The organism is Streptosporangium subroseum (genome assembly GCF_900188345.1).
GTDB lineage: Bacteria > Actinomycetota > Actinomycetes > Streptosporangiales > Streptosporangiaceae > Streptosporangium > Streptosporangium subroseum.
Genome location: NZ_FZOD01000010.1, coordinates 105411 through 121641 on the forward strand (window position 1 = coordinate 105411; position 16231 = coordinate 121641).

Annotated in this window: 18 protein-coding genes; 9 read left to right on the plus strand and 9 right to left on the minus strand. The window is 67.9% G+C overall.

Features of this window, described 5'->3' with window-relative positions:
* Positions 1-294: 294 nt before the first annotated feature.
* The 3 genes from CHC08_RS13055 to CHC08_RS13065 form a co-directional block, all read right to left on the minus strand.
* Positions 295-2286, minus strand: a complete 1992-nt coding sequence (locus CHC08_RS13055; RefSeq protein ID WP_089207514.1) for an ABC transporter ATP-binding protein — start codon at positions 2284-2286, stop codon at positions 295-297.
* Positions 2283-4016, minus strand: coding sequence for an ABC transporter ATP-binding protein (locus CHC08_RS13060; protein WP_089207515.1), 1734 nt, complete (start codon positions 4014-4016; stop codon positions 2283-2285). The genes CHC08_RS13055 and CHC08_RS13060 overlap by 4 nt, the downstream gene beginning before the upstream one ends.
* A gap of 85 nt (positions 4017-4101) precedes the next feature.
* Positions 4102-4842 carry a TetR/AcrR family transcriptional regulator gene (locus tag CHC08_RS13065; RefSeq protein ID WP_179282020.1) on the minus strand — a complete coding sequence of 247 codons (741 nt, stop codon included), beginning with the start codon at positions 4840-4842 and terminating at the stop codon, positions 4102-4104.
* A 311-nt stretch (positions 4843-5153) separates the two neighbouring features.
* On the opposite strand from CHC08_RS13065, the gene CHC08_RS13070 reads away from it, so the two are divergent.
* The gene (locus CHC08_RS13070) at positions 5154-5507 is read left to right on the plus strand and encodes a DUF3140 domain-containing protein (protein ID WP_218825294.1); all 354 of its coding nucleotides are present in this window, start codon (positions 5154-5156) and stop codon (positions 5505-5507) included.
* A 198-nt stretch (positions 5508-5705) separates the two neighbouring features.
* Here CHC08_RS13070 and CHC08_RS13075 read toward each other — a convergent pair whose 3' ends face one another.
* A complete protein-coding gene (locus CHC08_RS13075) occupies positions 5706-6677 on the minus strand; it encodes an NAD-dependent epimerase/dehydratase family protein (protein ID WP_089207614.1) in 972 nt (323 codons plus the stop codon).
* A 341-nt stretch (positions 6678-7018) separates the two neighbouring features.
* Between CHC08_RS13075 and CHC08_RS13080 the strand changes: the two genes are divergently transcribed.
* Both CHC08_RS13080 and CHC08_RS13085 read left to right on the plus strand, forming a co-directional pair.
* Positions 7019-7336, plus strand: a complete 318-nt coding sequence (locus tag CHC08_RS13080; protein WP_179282021.1) for an ATP-binding protein — start codon at positions 7019-7021, stop codon at positions 7334-7336.
* A gap of 98 nt (positions 7337-7434) precedes the next feature.
* A complete protein-coding gene (locus CHC08_RS13085) occupies positions 7435-7809 on the plus strand; it encodes an STAS domain-containing protein (protein WP_089207517.1) in 375 nt (124 codons plus the stop codon).
* Positions 7810-7840: 31 nt separating this feature from the next.
* On the opposite strand, the gene CHC08_RS13090 is transcribed toward CHC08_RS13085, so the two are convergent.
* From CHC08_RS13090 to CHC08_RS13105, 4 genes are all read right to left on the minus strand, one after another.
* Positions 7841-8386 carry an AAA family ATPase gene (locus CHC08_RS13090; protein ID WP_089207518.1) on the minus strand — a complete coding sequence of 182 codons (546 nt, stop codon included), beginning with the start codon at positions 8384-8386 and terminating at the stop codon, positions 7841-7843.
* A gap of 86 nt (positions 8387-8472) precedes the next feature.
* Positions 8473-8943, minus strand: coding sequence for a MarR family winged helix-turn-helix transcriptional regulator (locus CHC08_RS13095; RefSeq protein WP_179282022.1), 471 nt, complete (start codon positions 8941-8943; stop codon positions 8473-8475).
* A 60-nt stretch (positions 8944-9003) separates the two neighbouring features.
* Positions 9004-9372 carry a hypothetical protein gene (locus CHC08_RS13100; protein WP_089207519.1) on the minus strand — a complete coding sequence of 123 codons (369 nt, stop codon included), beginning with the start codon at positions 9370-9372 and terminating at the stop codon, positions 9004-9006.
* A 272-nt stretch (positions 9373-9644) separates the two neighbouring features.
* Entirely contained in the window at positions 9645-10085 is a 441-nt protein-coding gene (locus CHC08_RS13105) for a hypothetical protein (protein WP_143653203.1), read from the minus strand.
* A gap of 392 nt (positions 10086-10477) precedes the next feature.
* Between CHC08_RS13105 and CHC08_RS48210 the strand changes: the two genes are divergently transcribed.
* Together CHC08_RS48210 and CHC08_RS13115 are read left to right on the plus strand one after the other, a co-directional pair.
* Positions 10478-11482 (plus strand): FAD-dependent monooxygenase, encoded by a 1005-nt coding sequence (locus CHC08_RS48210; protein ID WP_143653204.1) that lies wholly within the window; start codon positions 10478-10480, stop codon positions 11480-11482.
* 174 nt (positions 11483-11656) lie between these two features.
* On the plus strand, positions 11657-12661 hold the full coding sequence (locus tag CHC08_RS13115; RefSeq protein ID WP_245878290.1) for an iron-containing redox enzyme family protein: 1005 nt from the start codon (positions 11657-11659) through the stop codon (positions 12659-12661).
* A 181-nt stretch (positions 12662-12842) separates the two neighbouring features.
* Here the strand turns inward: CHC08_RS13115 and CHC08_RS52900 are convergent, their stop codons facing one another.
* Complete coding sequence (locus CHC08_RS52900) at positions 12843-13070, minus strand: CDGSH iron-sulfur domain-containing protein (protein WP_089207521.1); 228 nt, start codon at positions 13068-13070, stop codon at positions 12843-12845.
* A gap of 214 nt (positions 13071-13284) precedes the next feature.
* Between CHC08_RS52900 and CHC08_RS13125 the strand changes: the two genes are divergently transcribed.
* The 4 genes from CHC08_RS13125 to CHC08_RS13140 all read left to right on the plus strand — a co-directional run bounded on the left by CHC08_RS13125 (position 13285) and on the right by CHC08_RS13140 (position 16053).
* The gene (locus tag CHC08_RS13125; protein WP_143653205.1) at positions 13285-13929 is read left to right on the plus strand and encodes a hypothetical protein; all 645 of its coding nucleotides are present in this window, start codon (positions 13285-13287) and stop codon (positions 13927-13929) included.
* The gene (locus tag CHC08_RS13130; RefSeq protein WP_089207523.1) at positions 13926-14327 is read left to right on the plus strand and encodes a phage holin family protein; all 402 of its coding nucleotides are present in this window, start codon (positions 13926-13928) and stop codon (positions 14325-14327) included. Before CHC08_RS13125 ends, CHC08_RS13130 begins: the two co-directional genes overlap by 4 nt.
* A complete protein-coding gene (locus CHC08_RS13135) occupies positions 14303-14974 on the plus strand; it encodes a DUF3618 domain-containing protein (RefSeq protein ID WP_089207524.1) in 672 nt (223 codons plus the stop codon). The genes CHC08_RS13130 and CHC08_RS13135 overlap by 25 nt, the downstream gene beginning before the upstream one ends.
* Positions 14975-15063: 89 nt before the next feature.
* On the plus strand, positions 15064-16053 hold the full coding sequence (locus CHC08_RS13140; RefSeq protein WP_089207525.1) for a YihY/virulence factor BrkB family protein: 990 nt from the start codon (positions 15064-15066) through the stop codon (positions 16051-16053).
* The last annotated feature ends 178 nt before the right edge of the window (positions 16054-16231 follow it).

The window sequence follows — 16231 nt, forward strand, 5'->3', positions numbered from 1 at the left end:
CAGCTCCAGGCGGTCTGCTGATCGCCACTCCAATGTACTGCGCGGCGGTGAAAGCAGCCTGCGGAGGGGCTGTCCCACCGCCAGGCGTCGCGGATCATTCGTGTACGGCGGCGATCCGGGTCGCCTTTCATGGCGGATCATCCGCGTACGGCGGCGATCCGGGTCGCCTTTTGTGAGGGGCCGGTCAATGGCCGGACCGGGTGAATGGGATGCCTCAGGGAAACTCGGATAAATACGGCGCCGCGCCACCTGGCCAGGTGGCGCGGCGCCGTACGGGGCTACATGACGCGGCGATCAGCTCTCGACGAGCTCCTCGTCGAGCGGATCCGCGGCGCCGCTGAACTGCGCGGCGTACAGCCGGTGGTAGGCGCCCCGAGTGGCGAGGAGCTCCTCGTGGGTGCCCTGTTCGACGATGCGCCCGGACTCCATCACCAGGATGAGGTCCGCGTCGCGGATGGTGGACAGCCGGTGGGCGATGACGAAGCTGGTGCGGTCCGAGCGCAGCGCGGCCATCGCGTGCTGCACCAGGACCTCGGTCCGGGTGTCGACCGAGCTGGTGGCCTCGTCGAGGATGAGCAGGGACGGGTCGGCGAGGAAGGCGCGGGCGATGGTCAGCAGCTGCTTCTCTCCGGCGCTGACGTTGTTCCCCTCGTCGTCGATCACGGTGTCGTAGCCGTCGGGCAGGGTCTGCACGAACCGGTCGACGAACGTGGCCCGCGCGGCGGCCTGGATCTGCTCCTCGGTGGCCTGGGGGTTGCCGTAGGCGAGGTTGTCGCGGATGGTGCCGCCGAACAGCCAGGTGTCCTGCAGCACCATGCCGATGTGCGAGCGCAGGTCGTCGCGGCTCATCGCGGTGATGTCGACGCCGTCGAGGGTGATCCGGCCGGCGTCCAGCTCGTAGAAGCGCATGACCAGGTTGACGAGGGTGGTCTTGCCCGCTCCCGTCGGGCCGACGATCGCGACCGTGTGCCCGGGTTCGGCCACCAGGGACAGATCCTCGATGAGGGGCTGCTCCTCGTTGTAGCGGAAGGACACGTGCTCGAACTCGACGCGGCCCTGCCGGACGGTGGGCAGCACCGGGGTGGCGGGATCGGGCTCCTGCTCCTCGGCGTCCAGCAGCTCGAAGACCCGCTCGGCCGACGCCACGCCCGACTGCAGGAGGTTGGCCATCGAGGCCACCTGGGTCAGGGGCTGGGTGAACTGCCGTGAGTACTGGATGAACGCCTGGACGTCGCCCAGGCTCAGCGATCCGGTGGCGACCCGCAGGCCTCCGACGACGGCGATGGCGACGTAGTTGAGGTTTCCGATGAACATCATCATCGGCATGATGAGCCCGGAGATGAACTGGGCGCCGAAGCTGGACGTGAAGAGCTTCTCGTTCCTCTCGCGGAACACCTCCTCGACCTCCGGCAGGCGTCCGAACACCTTCACCAGCTCGTGGCCGGTGAACGCCTCCTCGATGTGGGCGTTCAGGGCGCCGGTGTGGGACCACTGCGCGACGAACAGCTTCTGCGAGCGTTTTGCGATCTGCCCGGTGGCGAACACCGACAGTGGGATGGTCACCAGGGCGATCAGCGCGAGCAGCGGCGAGATCACGAACATCATCGCCAGCACGCCGATCAGGGTCAGCAGCGAGGTCAGCAGCTGGCTCATCGTCTGCTGCAGGGTCTGGGACACGTTGTCGATGTCGTTGGTGACCCGGCTGAGCAGCTCACCGCGGGGCTGGCCGTCGAAGAACCGCAGGGGGAGCCGGTTGATCTTGTCCTCGACGTCCGACCGGAGCCGGAACACGGTGCGCTGCACCACGCCGTTGAACAGGTAACCCTGCATCCAGGCGAAGACCGACGCCGCGACGTAGAGCACCAGGACCCACATCAGGACGGTGCCCAGAGCGCCGAAGTCGATCCCGTGACCGGGCACGACGTCCATCCCCGAGAGCAGGCCGGCGAAGTTGTCGTTGCCCGACGCCTGGGCGGCCTGGACCGCCTGCTCCTTGGTCGTTCCGAGGGGCAGCTGCTTGCTGATCACGCCGGTGAAGATCAGGTCTGTCGCGCGACCGAGGATCTTCGGTCCGATGACGGAGAACACCACGCTGATCACAGCCAGGCTGATCACGGCCAGGATCTTCGGGCGTTCGGGGGCCAGCCGCCGCATCAGCCGCCGGGCGGACGGCCCGAAGTTCATCGACTTCTCCGCGGGCATCCCGCCGCCCGCGAACGGTCCCCGTCCGAAGCCTCCGCCTCCCGCGGGCGGTCGGGGCCGCGCGGATGTCATGGGGGTGCTCATGCTGCGCTCTCCACGGCTAGTTGGGACTCGACGATCTCGATGTAGGTCGGGCAGGAATCCAGCAGCTCGTCGTGGGTTCCCTTGCCGACGATCACGCCGTCGTCGAGGACGATGATCTGGTCGGCGTCGGCGATGGTGGAGATCCGCTGGCCGACGATGATGACGGCGGCCTGGGCGGTGTGCGGACGCAGGGCGGCGCGTAGCCGGGCGTCGGTGGACAGGTCGAGGGCGGAGAAGGAGTCGTCGAACAGGTAGATCTCGGGCTTGCTGACCAGCGCCCGGGCGATGGAGAGCCGCTGCCGCTGTCCGCCGGACACGTTTGTGCCGCCCTGGGTGATGGGCGCCTCAAGGGCTTCGGGCATCGCCTCGACGAAGTCGCGGGCCTGGGCGACCTCCAGCGCCTCCCACAGCTCCTCGTCGGTGGCGTCCGGGTTGCCGTACCGCAGGTTGCTCGCGACGGTTCCGCTGAACAGGTACGGCTTCTGCGGCACCAGGCCGATGCGCGTCCAGAGCATCTGGGGATCGAGCTCGCGGACGTCGACACCGTCGACCGACACCGTGCCGGCGGTGGCGTCGAACAGCCGGGGGATCAGGGAGACCAGCGTCGTCTTGCCCGAACCGGTGCTGCCGATGATGGCGGTGGTCTGTCCCGCCGTGGTGCGGAAGGAGATGCCGGACAGCACCGGCGCCGCCGCACCCGGGTAGCGGAACTCGACGTCGCGCATTTCCAGCTCGCCGCGAGTGTGCACCTGCCGTACGGGGTTCTTGGGCGGGACCACCGACGACTCGGTGTCCAGCACCTCGATGATGCGCTCGGCGCAGACCGCGGCGCGCGGAATCATGATCGAGATGAAGGTGGCCATCATCACCGAGGTGAGGATCTGCATCAGATACATGAGGAACGCGGTGAGGGCGCCGATCTGCATCTCACCGCTGTCCACCCGGCTGGAGCCGAACCAGAGCACGGCGACGCTGGAGGCGTTGAGGATCAGCATCACGATGGGGAAGATGAGCGCGGTCAGTCGTCCGACACGCAGCGAGGTGTCGGTCAGCGCGGTGTTCGCCACGGCGAACCGCTGGGTCTCCTCACGCTCGCGGACGAAGGCGCGGACGACGCGGATACCGGAGAGCTGCTCACGCATCACCTGGTTGACCGTGTCGATGCGGGTCTGCAGCGCGCGGAACTGGGGAACCATGCGGGAGATGATCAGGCCGATCGACACCAGCAGCGCGGGGACGCAGACGAGCATGAGCCATGACAGGCCGATGTCCTGCCGCAACGCCATGATGATTCCGCCGACGCACATGATCGGCGCGGCGACCAGCATCGTGCAGGTCATCACCACGAGGATCTGGACCTGCTGCACGTCGTTGATGCTGCGGGTGATCAACGAGGGTGCCCCGAACTGGGAGACCTCACGGGCGGAGAACCCGCCCACCTGGTGGAAGACGGCCGAGCGGACGTCGCGTCCGAATCCCATCGCCGCGCGGGCGCCGTAGTAGACCGCCGCGATCGAGCAGGCGATCTGTACGAGGGACACGGCCAGCATCCAGCCGCCGGTGGTCAGGATGTAGCCGGTGTCGCCGACGGCGACACCCTGGTCGATGATGTCGGCGTTCAGGCTGGGCAGGTACAGCGAGGCCATGGTGCCGACCAGCTGCAGCACCACCACGATGATCAATGTTGATGAGTAGGGCTTGAGGTAGGTGCGTAGCAACCGACTCAGCATGGGGGCTCTCCACTTGAGGCGTCCGGGCGGGGCGCGTCTGAGGCGTCCGCGCGGAGCGCGTCGTGTTCAGGGGGAATGTCGTGCTCTAAGGCGAGGTCGTGTTCGGAGGGTTCGGGGGGCTCGGAGGGAGGGCCGTGTTGGGGGCGCAGGTGGATTCCGTGGGTTCGGGGGAAAGGTCGGGTTCGGGGTTCGGATCGGGTTCGGGATTCGGACCGTGTTCGGGGCTTGGATCGTGTCCGGGGCGCAGGCGGATTCCGTCCAGCAACATGGAGACGATCTCCGGAGACGACAGCGGGTTGCCCTCGACGAGCCGGGGATGGCTGCCCGCGGTGGTCATCAGTTGCAGGCGGCGCGCGGCCTCCAGTGGCTCGCATCGCAGCCGGTCGGGGCCGGGCTCGATCAGGTCGGCGAGCGCCTGCCGGATGACGTTGCCCTGATCGGTGCGGGCCCGGGGGTTGCGACGGGCCTCCGCGAGCCAGGGCGGTCCCAGCGCGTCCACCAGCCGGAAGATGCGCGTCGTGTGCTCTCGCAGGATCTCGACCGCCGCGACGAGCCTGACCCGCAGGGGAGCCGTACGGTCGACGGCTGCCAGGTCTCGCAGCAGCGGGGAGAGGTCGAAGGCGCTGGCCACGGCCGCGTCCACGAGCTCTTCCTTGGTGGCGAAGACCCGGAAGATCGTCCCCTCCGCCACACCGGCGGCCTGCGCGATCTGCCGGGTGCTCACGTCGGGGCCGTGGGCGAGCACCAGTGACAGGGTGGACGCGATGAGTGCGGCCCGCCGTTCGTCCGGTGGGAGTGGAGCGGCGCGCTGGGAGGTCGAAATCACATTCTTTACCCTACCCGAGTGAGTGAGTGAGTGGCTCACTCACTCGGGAGTTCGGTTCCGTCCTCGGCGAACAAATGCCAGGAACCGGATGCTTCCGGCGCGGACGGTGAGGGCGGCCGGGAGACGCCTGGCCGTACCATTCGCCGGTTTGACCATGGTGTTTGTTAGGGCGGCGAGGGCGGGGGTATGGCCGCCTGCGTCGGTCTCGTCGGGGCGGCCGAAGGCGAGATCGATCATCGGTCCGCATCCGGTGAGACGGCCGTTCCGGCCTGACGTGGAGAGGAGAGACCTGAGGTGGAGAGGAGAGAACGGTGGCCGAGAATTCGGATCTGATCTTCGATCTGGTGTGGCAGGAATTCCACGAGATCGTGAACATGACGTCGGATGAACTACGGGCCTTTCTGCTGGCGTCCGGCTCCGGGGAGGTTTTCCCGGGGGATCCCGAGTCGCAGATGCCAGAACTCGGGCGTCAGGTGCTGCGGGTTCTCGGCAAACGCAAGATCGACCTCACCCAGGACGACATCGAGACGATGCAGCGGGCCATCGACCGCGTCGAGGACGCGCTGACCGACACTTCCTTCGACGCCGAGGATGACGACGATCGGCGGCGGGCACTGCTGGAGGTCGGACACAACCCGCTCAGGCCATCGCGAATGGGAATCTGACCCGTCCCGCCACCGGCAGGGGATGTGTGGTCATCCCGCTGCCGGCGGGGAGAAGAAGAAGCCGTCGATCGACACGGCCTCGGCCTCGGTCGAGATCTGCCGGCTCCGTCACCCGGTTCCGTGCCCCACGGGACGGCTCCGTCACCCGGCCTGTGCCGTATGGGTCCGTCACCCGGCCTGTGCCGTACGGGGCAGAACCTACGACCGGGCTCGCCAGCGGGACAGGATGTCGGCCTCCCGGTCGGGGGTGATCGTGGTGCTCGTCGAGAAGGAGGCCTCCGCGTCGCGGATCTCGCGCACCGACTGGCCGAGGGGGCGCGGGCTGAGCCCCGCGGCGTAGGCGGCGGCCGGGTTCGCGGTGTTGATCGAGATTCCGTCCTCACCCATCGGCCAGAGCGGCAGTGACCGGCTGTCTTCGCCCTCGGCCGTCAGGAAGTCCTGCCCGACCCAGGTCAGGGTGGTCCCGGGAGGCGCGACCTCGGCCACGATCGCCTCCAGCATGTCGCCGAAGGAGAACGGCGGGGCGGGGCTGACCGCGTGGAAGGTGCCCGAGCCCGTCTTCTCGATCATGGCGATGATCCAGGAGGCCATGTCACGTCCGTCGATCACCTGGATGGGGTCGTCGGGGTTGCCGGGCGCGAGAACCTCGCCGCCGCGCGCGATCCGGTTCACCCAGTAGGTGAAGCGGCCGGTGTAGTCGTACGGGCCGATCACATACGTGGGCCGTACGATCAGCGTCTCAGGCCCGAACGCGTCGGTCGCCGCCCGCTCGCACAGCACCTTCAGCGGGCCGTAGGTCTTGCCGTTCACCTCTTCCGTGACCGGTCCGTCGAACTCGACCAGCGGCGCGTCCTCGGTGAAGTTCGGCGTCTCCGGGGCGTACACCGAGGCGGTGGAGACGAAGACGTACTGGCCGGTGGAGAGCGCGCCGGCGAGATGGGTGACCTGTGACGGCAGGTAGGCGCTGACGTCGATCGTCACGTCCCACCGCCGGTCACGCAGGACCGACAGGTCCGCGTCGCGGTCGGCCAGCAGGTGCTCGGCCTCGGGGAACAGGTCCGGACCCGTCTTCCCGCGGTGTATCAGGGAAACCTCGTGCCCGGCCGTGAGCGCGGCCTCGGTGATGTGACGGCCGACGAACCGGGTTCCGCCAATGATCAGAATCTTCATGCATGCCATTTTGTCGCATATTTGGATGGGTTTGATTTGCCGTCCCCGGGGTGAGGCGACGACGTTCGCGCCGCGCGCCTCGGGGGGCCGTGGCCGCCTGCTTCAGGGGGCCGTGGTTGTGCGGGCCGTTCGCGCCGCGTGCTGCGGGAACTCGGTCGGGTCGAGCGTTCACGCTGCGTGTTCGGGGCTACGGTGCGTAGAGTTTTCGCACCGCGTGTTTCGGGGTCACGGTCGTGAGGAAAGTTCACGCCGCGTGCTTCGAGAGTCGAAGCCGTGGTGGTTTTTCTCTGGCGTCATCTGAATTTTTCGGCCTTTCCCGTTAAAAGTTAAAAGCAGGCCGGATGGGGCTTGCCGGAGAACGCCTGGAGGACCTGCGGCTGATCGTCAGCGAGCTGGCCGCGAACAGCCTCGACTACGGCGGTGGGTCGGGGGTTCTGCGCCTGTGGCCGGAGGATCCGCGGGTGGTCTTCGACATCAGTGACGCCGGTCACATCGCCGACCCCCTCGCCGGGCGCCGCCCGGTCGGCCCCCGCCACCCGGGACTCCCGCGGCCTCCTCGTGACCAACCTCCTCAGCGATCTCGTCCGCGTCCACACCTCTCACGGCGCCACCACCGTCCGCGTCTACTTCAACATCCGCTGATCTTCTTCCTGGCGTGAACGACCGGAGGGGCCTCCCCGGGGTTCGCGTTTCACGGCACCGTCAAGGGGCAGGGCTTCACTCGCCGTCACCGTCTGTCTGTCCGGAAGAGCGTTTGATGCCCGAACTTCACCTGCAGACGCCCGCCGCGGAGTTCTGGGCCACGGCCGACGAGGGCGTGGGGGTCGTGGTGATCCGGGGAAGCCTCGACTTCTCGATCCACGATCTCGCCGGTGACTTCCTCGACCGGGCCTTCGCCCTGTTCGGCTCGGACCTGATCGTGGATCTCTCGGGTCTCGCCCTCCTGGACTCCCGGGCGACCGGTCTCATCGTGACCTGCTGGAAGCATGCCCTCAGCGAGGACGGCTGGTTCGCTCTGGTGGCCACCGAGCGCGGCGCCACCCGCATCCTCTGGATCACCGGGCTGACGATGCGCATCCCCGTCTTCCCCACGCTCCGGGACGCCCTGGACGCCCGGCCCGCTCGTCCCTAGACGAGTGCCTCCGATACGGTCCGCGGCCCGGTCATGATGCGGCGTCGAGCTGCTTCCTGACCGCCGCTACCCGGTCCGGCAGCATGCCCGGGGAGATCGGCACGCACTCGTAGCCGAGTGAGACGTAGGTGTCCTGGTGGACCCGCTCGAATCGCAGCGACTCCTCGAAGGAGATCAATCGCGCGTCGGTCGGTGTGACGAACCCGAGGTTTTGGATGAAGAAGACCTTCCTGGCGTAGATCTGCTGAGCTTGGATGCGTTCCAATTCGCGGGACAGGGCCGGAGAGACGGGATGGCCGAGATAAATGGCCAGGGCGTAGGTGCAGACGGGTGATCGATCGTAGATCTGTACATCGCCGGGAAGGGCCGTGGCCTGTTCCTGCCGCCGGCGCTGCAAGGTGGTGATCGCCTCCACGAAGGACGGCTTCGTCCACGGCTCGGGTTCGCCCCGGGCCTGGTGCAGGGCGATGACATCTGTCGCCGCCTCCTCGACGACGGTGTAGCCGTCACACTCCAGCCAACGCAGGATCGCCGTCTTCCCGGCCCCAGGGGTGCCGGTCAGGATGTAGCGCTTCATCAATTGCCCCCGTATGTCTCGGACCGGGCCGCCTACGGCCACGCGTCCGGCTTTCCCCCGAACGCCCGGACCGCTCGTTCTCAGGGTCAGTAGCCGCCGAACCAGCCGGGCACGTCGAGCCGGAAGAAGTCCGTCGGTGTCACCGCGCGCAGATCGGCCTCCAGGGCGCGCAGACGCTCCTCCCCGAGGGTCTTCGCCCAGCCCGCCCGCAGGTCGTCGAAGATGCGCGCCGACCGCACCAGGCTGTCCACGCCCCGCTCGGTCAGCCGTACGATCTTGCGCCGCGCGTCGGCGGGGTCGGAGCCGCGCTCGACGTAGCCCAGGTGCTCCAGGGTGTCGATCGTTTTGCCCGCCGCCTGCTTGGAGATTCCCAGCCGCCTGCCGAGCTCGACGGCGGTCGTGCCGCGCGAGCCGATCGCCTGGAGGACGAATCCGTGCATCGGACGCATGTCGGGATGGCCCTGGCGGGCGAGCTCGGCGTGGAGCTCGTCGATGAGGACCCGGAAGCCGAGGAAGAGCCGGAGCGGAAGTTCGAAGCCGGGAGGGTCAGCTGACACGATCGACGGCCCGCCTCGCTGTGTCGACACCTATATTGTCCAGTTTAGCAATGGAAGGCGTCATCGGGGATGACGGCGATCATGGAGCCAGACGTCGGTCTGGCGGGTGGTGACGGGTCTGGCGGGGGTGGCGACCGAGCGGCGGGTGGCCCGGGTCTCGGTCACGGTGAAGCTGGTGACCACGTGCCGGTTGTGCAGGAGGAAGCCCACCACGCCCGCGATCGCCTGCACGCTGTCCTCGGCGCGGGCATGGCCGGTCAGGAGATAGACCAGCGGCGTGGACGGCTGGTCGAGGGCGAAACGGCGGCCGTGATGGTGGACGTCCTGCAAGGTCCTGATGGGGATCGGCCGGTCGGTGGTGAACCACGCGACGACCTCCCAGAACGACAGCTCCGGGTCGGCGTCGGTCGATTCCTCGTAGCATGCCACGCAGCCTCGACGGGCATCCTGCCCATGAGGGCACGCCCACGAGCTGGGGTCGTGCGGCATGCTGCGCTCAGACATGAGCTGACCGTACCTTCCCGGGGTGAGGTACCAAAGTTCCCCCAGAGCAAGGCGTCAATCAAGTCCGGATGAGTTCATCCCCTTCGCCACCTTGTGGTCTTCGCCGTCCCGGCCGTTCTCACCGCGCCAGGTCTGTCCCGCCGCTTTCCGGGTGCGGCGGGAGATCACGTCGATGGCGTCGCGGTCTGGAGCGCTCCTCAGGAGGGCCCGCGCTCGTGGAGCCATACGTCTGTCTGGCGGGTGGTCTTGGGCTTGGTGGCCGTGGCGGGTGAGCGGTGGGTGGCCCGGGTCTCGGTGACGGTGAAGGTGGCGATCACGTGCCGGTTCTGCAGGAGAAAGCCGATCACGCCCGCCACGGCCTGAACGCCGTCGCGGGCGTAGGCTTCGCCGGTCAGGAGGTAGACGAGCGGGGCGGACGGCTGGTCGAGGGCGAAATGGCGGCCGTGGTGGTGGACGTCCTGAATGGTCCTTATGGGGATGGGCCGGTCGGTGGTGAACCAGGCGGCGACCGTCCAGAACGTCAGCTCCTGGCTGGGGCGGGCTGATTCCTCGTAGCAGGCCTCGCAGCCTCGGCGGGCGTCCTGCCCGTGGGGGCACGACCATGAAGTGGCGTCGTGTGGCATGCTGCGTTCAGACATGAGCTGACCGTACCTCCCGACCCCTGCTGCCAGGGTTCTAGGAGATCACATGTCGGCCGAACCGAGGACGAGTTTCCACGGTCACGAGGCGTCGGCACGGGTGAGACCCTGCGTTACGGCGGGTTCTGCCGGACATGCCCAATCCGATGGGCATCATTTCCGAGGGTGCGACTGCCTGTCGTATCCCCTCAGTCATGCCGGGCGAATCCTGATTCCGGCCGTCATCCGCCGGCGGCCGGTAGCCGGGCAGCCCGGGAGGGGTGGACGGCGTTCCGGCAGCGCGATCGACAGCGTCCCGGTACTGCGGCCGGACAGCTCCCTGGCAGCGTCCTGGCAGTGAGCCGACAGTGCGATCGGACACGCTCCTCTCCATGACCACGGAGGAGAAAGTGATGAACGACACCCAGGTACTCATCGTCGGGGCGGGGCCGACCGGGCTCACGCTCGCCATCGAGCTGGCCCGGCGCGGGGTGGGCTTCAGGATCGTGGAGAAGACCCCGGGACACCCCGCCGGGTCACGCGGCAAGGGTCTGCGGCCGCGGACGCAGGAGGTATTCGACGACCTCGGTGTGATCGACGAGATCCTCGCCACCGGCCGGATCTACCCGCCCATCCGCACCTACATGGGTGAGCAGGTGGTCTGGGAAGGCGTCATGCACGAGCACCGGGAGCCCGAGGCCGCCGTGCCGTACCCGATGGTCCTCATGCAGCCGCAGTGGCGGATCGAGCGGATCATGCGTGAGCGGCTCGCCGGGCTGGGCCACCACGTGGAGCTCGGCATCGAGGCGATCGCGTTCGAGCAGGACGAGGATGGGGTGACGGTCACTCTGAAAAGAGCCGCTCCAGACGGTGCCGCTCTTGAGGCCGCTCCTGAGAATGTCGTTCCGGAGACCGCCGCTCCTGACGGTGCCGCCCTTGTGACCGCCGCTCCTGACGGTGCCGACGTCGAGACCGCCGCTTCTGACGGTGCCGACGTCGAGACCGCCGCTTCTGACGGTGCCCTCGTCGAGGGCGCGGACGGTGCCGCTTCCGGTGGCGTCGAGCGCGTGCGGTGTGCCTATCTCATCGGTGCGGACGGCGGGCGCAGCTCGGTGCGTAAACTGCAGCGCGTTCGCCGGATTGACGGGTGGGTCGCCGGCCCAGAGGTCGTCGATCAGCCGTTCGGCGGTGATCACGCGACCGGGACTGAGGGCGAGCCTGACCAGGAGGACCCGCAGCCGCGCGCCATGGATCTCGGCGTCGCGCACGTACAGCGGTCCCAGGATCCCGATTCGCATAACGCACCCATTGTCTCCTTTGGTCTCCCTTTATCGGGCTATCCCGCGGAGAACAGGATCGAAGCAGGTTCTCCACCCCCGGGGGAAACCTTCGGGTTGCGGTGTTTTAGCTGCTCATGAGTGATGTATTGCGATCTTTCAGGCGTTTCGGCGGTGCCGCCGAGGGCATCGGAACCTCCAGCGGTCGGGGAATCGGCCGCGGAACGGAGAAGGGCTCATGGAGCAGAAGCCGGGTACGCGCGCCGGATCGCCATTTTTGATCTCTTACCGAGCAGTCCATCGCTTCTGGAGGCGATGATGCTGCTGCCCACGCCGCGGGGTCCGATCACGGCCCTGCTCTTCGATCACCTGACGCGTCTGCCGCACCCGCTCGACCCTCTTCCCCCGTATTCCGGGGACCCGGTTCTGGGGGACGAGGATTTCCAGCTCGCGCTCTTCGCCTGCTACGAACTGCACTACCAGGGCTTCGACGGGGTGGACGACCGGTGGGAGTGGAATCCGGCGCTGCTGGCGGTGCGGGAGATCCTGGAGGGCCGGTTGGAGCACGGCCTGGCGCAGGCCGTACCGCGCCCACCTTTCACGCCACCCGCGCAGATGCGCCAGGTCCTGGCCGATCTGGTGGCCGCCGATGATGGACCCTCCCTGGCGAGGTTCCTCCAGAAGGAGGCCGACCTCGGGCAGTTCCGCGAGTTTGTCATGCACCGGTCGATCTACCATCTCAAGGAGGCCGACCCGCACACGTGGGCGATCCCCCGGTTGCGCGGCTCCGCCAAGGCCGCGCTGGTGGAGATCCAGGCGGACGAGTACGGCGGCGGACGCGTCGAGCGGATGCATTCGGAGCTGTTCCGGGCCACCATGCGCGGGCTGGATCTGGATGATTCCTACGGCGCCTACCTCGACCGGGTTCCGGCGATCACGCTGGCGATATCCAATGTCATGTCCCTGTTCGGGCTCCACCGGCGGCACCGCGGAGCCCTGCTGGGACACCTCGCGGCGTTCGAGATGACCTCCTCGCTTCCCAACCGCCGGTACGGCCAGGGCCTGCGGCGGCTGGGCGGTGACGAGACGGCGGCCCGGTTCTACGACGAGCACGTGCAGGCCGACGCCGTCCACGAGCAGATCGCCGCCAACGACATGTGCGGCGGATTGACGGACGCGCAGCCGTCGCTGGCCGGGGACATCCTGTACGGCGCCGCCTGCTCACTGGCCCTTGAGCGGTTCTTCGCCGAGTACGTCCTGGGGCGCTGGCGGAAGGAGACCACGTCCCTACGGCAGGTGGGCGTCGTGACGAGTCCCTGACGGATCTCGGCGATGTTCGCCAGGTGGGTGTCGTGAGGAGTCCCAACGGATTCCGGCGGTGTTCGCCGTCTCGGAGTGCGTCGGGCGAGGTCCGTTGGCGCGGGTCGTCGGGCTCGCTCGAAAGGGCGTTCCGTCGGGTGGCGCGTCCCCTCGTCCGGTGGTGCGTCCCGAGGGTGCACCGTCAGTTTGGGCTGTCGGGCTCGCTGGAAGCACGGAATCCGGCGGCCTTGTGCGAGCCGTCGCAGAACGGTTTGGTCGCTGACCGGCCGCAGCGGCACAGCGCCACCGTCGTCCTGCCCGGGTCGATGGAACGCCCTTCCTGAGTCTCCAGTGTGAACGCCCCACGCAGTAGGAGGGGGCCGTCCTCACAGAGGGTTACTGTGACTGAATTATCAGGTTTTGCTTGCATTTCTGGTGGATGCCCGGGGCGCCCGAGAAAAAACGCTGACGGGTTGAAACTTAAATGTAAGGGGCGGGGAAGCTTGCTCGGATTACCGTCGCTTGGGATCAAAATTCACTTTCCTGTATAGGTCTTTTATAGCCTTTTAGGTGTTTTGCGTATTTATGCAACGATTGGGGGTAGCGCGAATTAAGTCAGAGAGGTGCAAGTTCAGGAGGCATCGATGAGTGAGTTTCCGACCGATGCGGGAGAGCGCCCGGGACAGAGCGGGGAGTTCCAAAAGACAGCTCAGCACGCCAGATCCGCCGCCGGGGAAGTAGCCGGAACCGCCAAGGAGCAGACGCAGGCAGTGGCCGGAGAAGCCAAGGAACAGGCCCGCCAGATGGTGGGGCGGTTGCGCGGCCAGGCGGGCGAGCAGGTGCACCACCAGAGCCGGCGTGCCGCCCAGGGGATCCGTCAGTGGGCCGACGACCTGTCCTCGATGAGCGAGGGAGGCAAGCCCGACTCTCCGGTGTCCGGGGTGGTGCAGCAGGTCGCCGACGGAGGGCGGCGAGTGGCGGACTACCTGGAGCAGCACGGACTGGCGGGGGCGGTGGACGAGGTTCAGAGCTTCGCACGCCGCCGTCCTGGAGCGTTCCTGGCCGGGGCGGCGGCGATGGGTTTCCTCATCGGCAGGATCGCCAAGGCGTCGGGAGGCTCCGCTTCCACGACCGCGAGTACCGGTCCGACCACCGGCGCATCGCCGATTCCGGCCCAACCGCTGCAGTCGCCGGTCGAGCCGCCGTTCCGGACGCAGCCGCTCACGCCGGAGGAGGAGTTCGGCGGGGCCGCCGCGCCGCCGGGAGGCATGGGCGGTGAGGTCCGATGAGTTATCCCAGCCGGCCCGACCAGCAGCCGTCATTGGGGCAACTGGTCGGCGAGATCGGGGGAGACCTGTCCAAGCTGATGCGCCAGGAACTGGTACTGGCCAAGGCAGAGATTCGCGAGGAGGCGGCAAAGGCCGGCAAAGCGGGTGGAATGCTCGGCGGAGCAGGACTGGCCGGCTACACGGCCGCCCTGTTCGGGACGCTGGCCGCGGTGTTCGGCCTGGGCCACGTCATGGACCTGGGTTGGGCCGCGCTCATCGTCACCGTGATCTGGGCGGTGATCGGCGCGATGCTGTTCGTGACCGGACGTTCCCGGCTACGGCAGGTGTCGCCCAAGCCGGAACAGACCATGGAGACGCTCAAGGAGGATGCGCGATGGGCACGGAACCTGAAGAAATAAGGGCCGAGATCGACGCCACCAGGGCGGAGCTGGCCGCGGACGTAGATCGGTTCGCGGATCGGACGAGCCCGGCGCGGATCGTGCAGCGCCGTACCAACAGGGTGCGCCAGACGATGCACTCGGTGCGTGAGCGGGTGATGGGAACCCCGGCTCACACCGCCCACAGGGTGGGCCGGCAGGCGGGACACGCCGCCGGAACCGTTCGTGACGTCGCCGCGGGCACCGCCGGAACCGTTCGCGACGCCGCCGCCGGCACCGCTGACACCGTCAAGTACGGCGCGCAGCAGACAGCCCAGGTGGCACAGAAGGCGCCAGAACAGGTGATGCGGAGCACGCAGGGCAACCCGCTGGCGGCCGGAGTGATCGCTTTCGGAGCCGGGCTTCTGGCGGCGACCCTCATTCCCGGGACCGAGGCCGAGGAGCGTGCCGCCGGGCAGCTCATGGAGCAGGCCGAAGGAGTGATCCAGCCGGTCAAGGAAGCGGTGCAGGAGTCGGTCCAGAACCTCGGTCAGGAGGTCAAGGACGCCGGAGGACAGGCCGCGCAGCAGATCAAGGAGACCGCCACCGAAGCCGCGCAGACCACGGGCCAGCACGCCCGTGATCAGGCTCAGCAGATGACCGACCAGACCCGCCCCAGCGATTACTAGCTGTTTCGAGCGCTGCTGCCGTCCTCGCCGCGGGCAGGGCGGCAGCAGCTTTCATCGAGACAGCGGTCTCTACCGAAGACGGCGCACCCATGTCGAACCACGAGATCAAACACCCAGCCGTCGGCTCCGACCGTGACCCGGGGAACGAAGCGGCACCCCAGAGTCCGACCGAGCTGCCCAAACAGTCGTGGTGGGGCGTGCTCAAACGCACCGTCAAGGAACTCCAGGAAGACCACCTCACCGACTGGGCCGCCGCCCTCACCTACTATGCGGTGCTGTCGATCTTCCCGGCGCTACTGGCCGTGGTCTCGCTGCTCGGCCTGTTCGGGGCGTCGGCCACCCAGCAGCTCATCGACAACCTCGGGGCCGTGGCCCCCGGAGCCGCGCGGCAGACCCTCAACACCGTGCTCCAATCCCTGCAGAGCAACCAGCGCGCGGCCGGGATCGCCACCATCGTGGGCATCGCCGTCGCACTCTGGTCGGCTTCGGGTTACGTGGGGGCCTTCATGCGGGCGGCCAACGTCATGTACGAGATGCCCGAAGGCCGACCCATCTGGAAGACCCTGCCGCTGCGTCTGGCGATCACCACCGTCCTGGTGATCCTGGCAGCGCTCGGCTCGGTCGCGGTCGTGTTCACCGGAGGTCTCGCCGAGCAGGCCGGCAAGCTCCTCGGAATCGGTGAAACCGCGCTGACCGTCTGGGGCGTCGTCAAATGGCCGATCCTGGTGATCATGGTGATGCTGGTGCTGGCTCTGCTGTACTGGGCGGCGCCCAACGTCGAGCATCCCGGGTTCCGCTGGCTCACCCCCGGCAGCGCCCTCGCGGTCGTGCTGTGGATCCTCGCATCGGCCGCGTTCGGCTTCTACGTGGCCAACTTCGGCTCCTACAGCAAGACCTACGCCGCCCTCGCCGGTGTCATCGTCTTCCTGATCTGGTTGTGGATCTCCAATATCGCCGTGCTGCTCGGAGTGGAGTTCGACGCCGAACTCGCTCGCGGGCGCGCCATCGAGGCGGGCAGGCCCGAGGACCAGGAGCCCTACGTCGAGCCACGTGACACCCGCAAGTTCGACAAGCGATAACCGGTGCGCGCGAGCGCCGGGATCGAGCGGGAGTCACCGGCGCATCGCGCCGTGCCCGGCACGGCGAGGAGGCCGGTCGACCGTACGGTGAGATCGAGAAGACGCCGAGCACTCGCCTCGGACCGGGCGAGATGCCGCGGCGCCTCGACGCGTTGCGATTCACGTGGGGCTTCCGCCT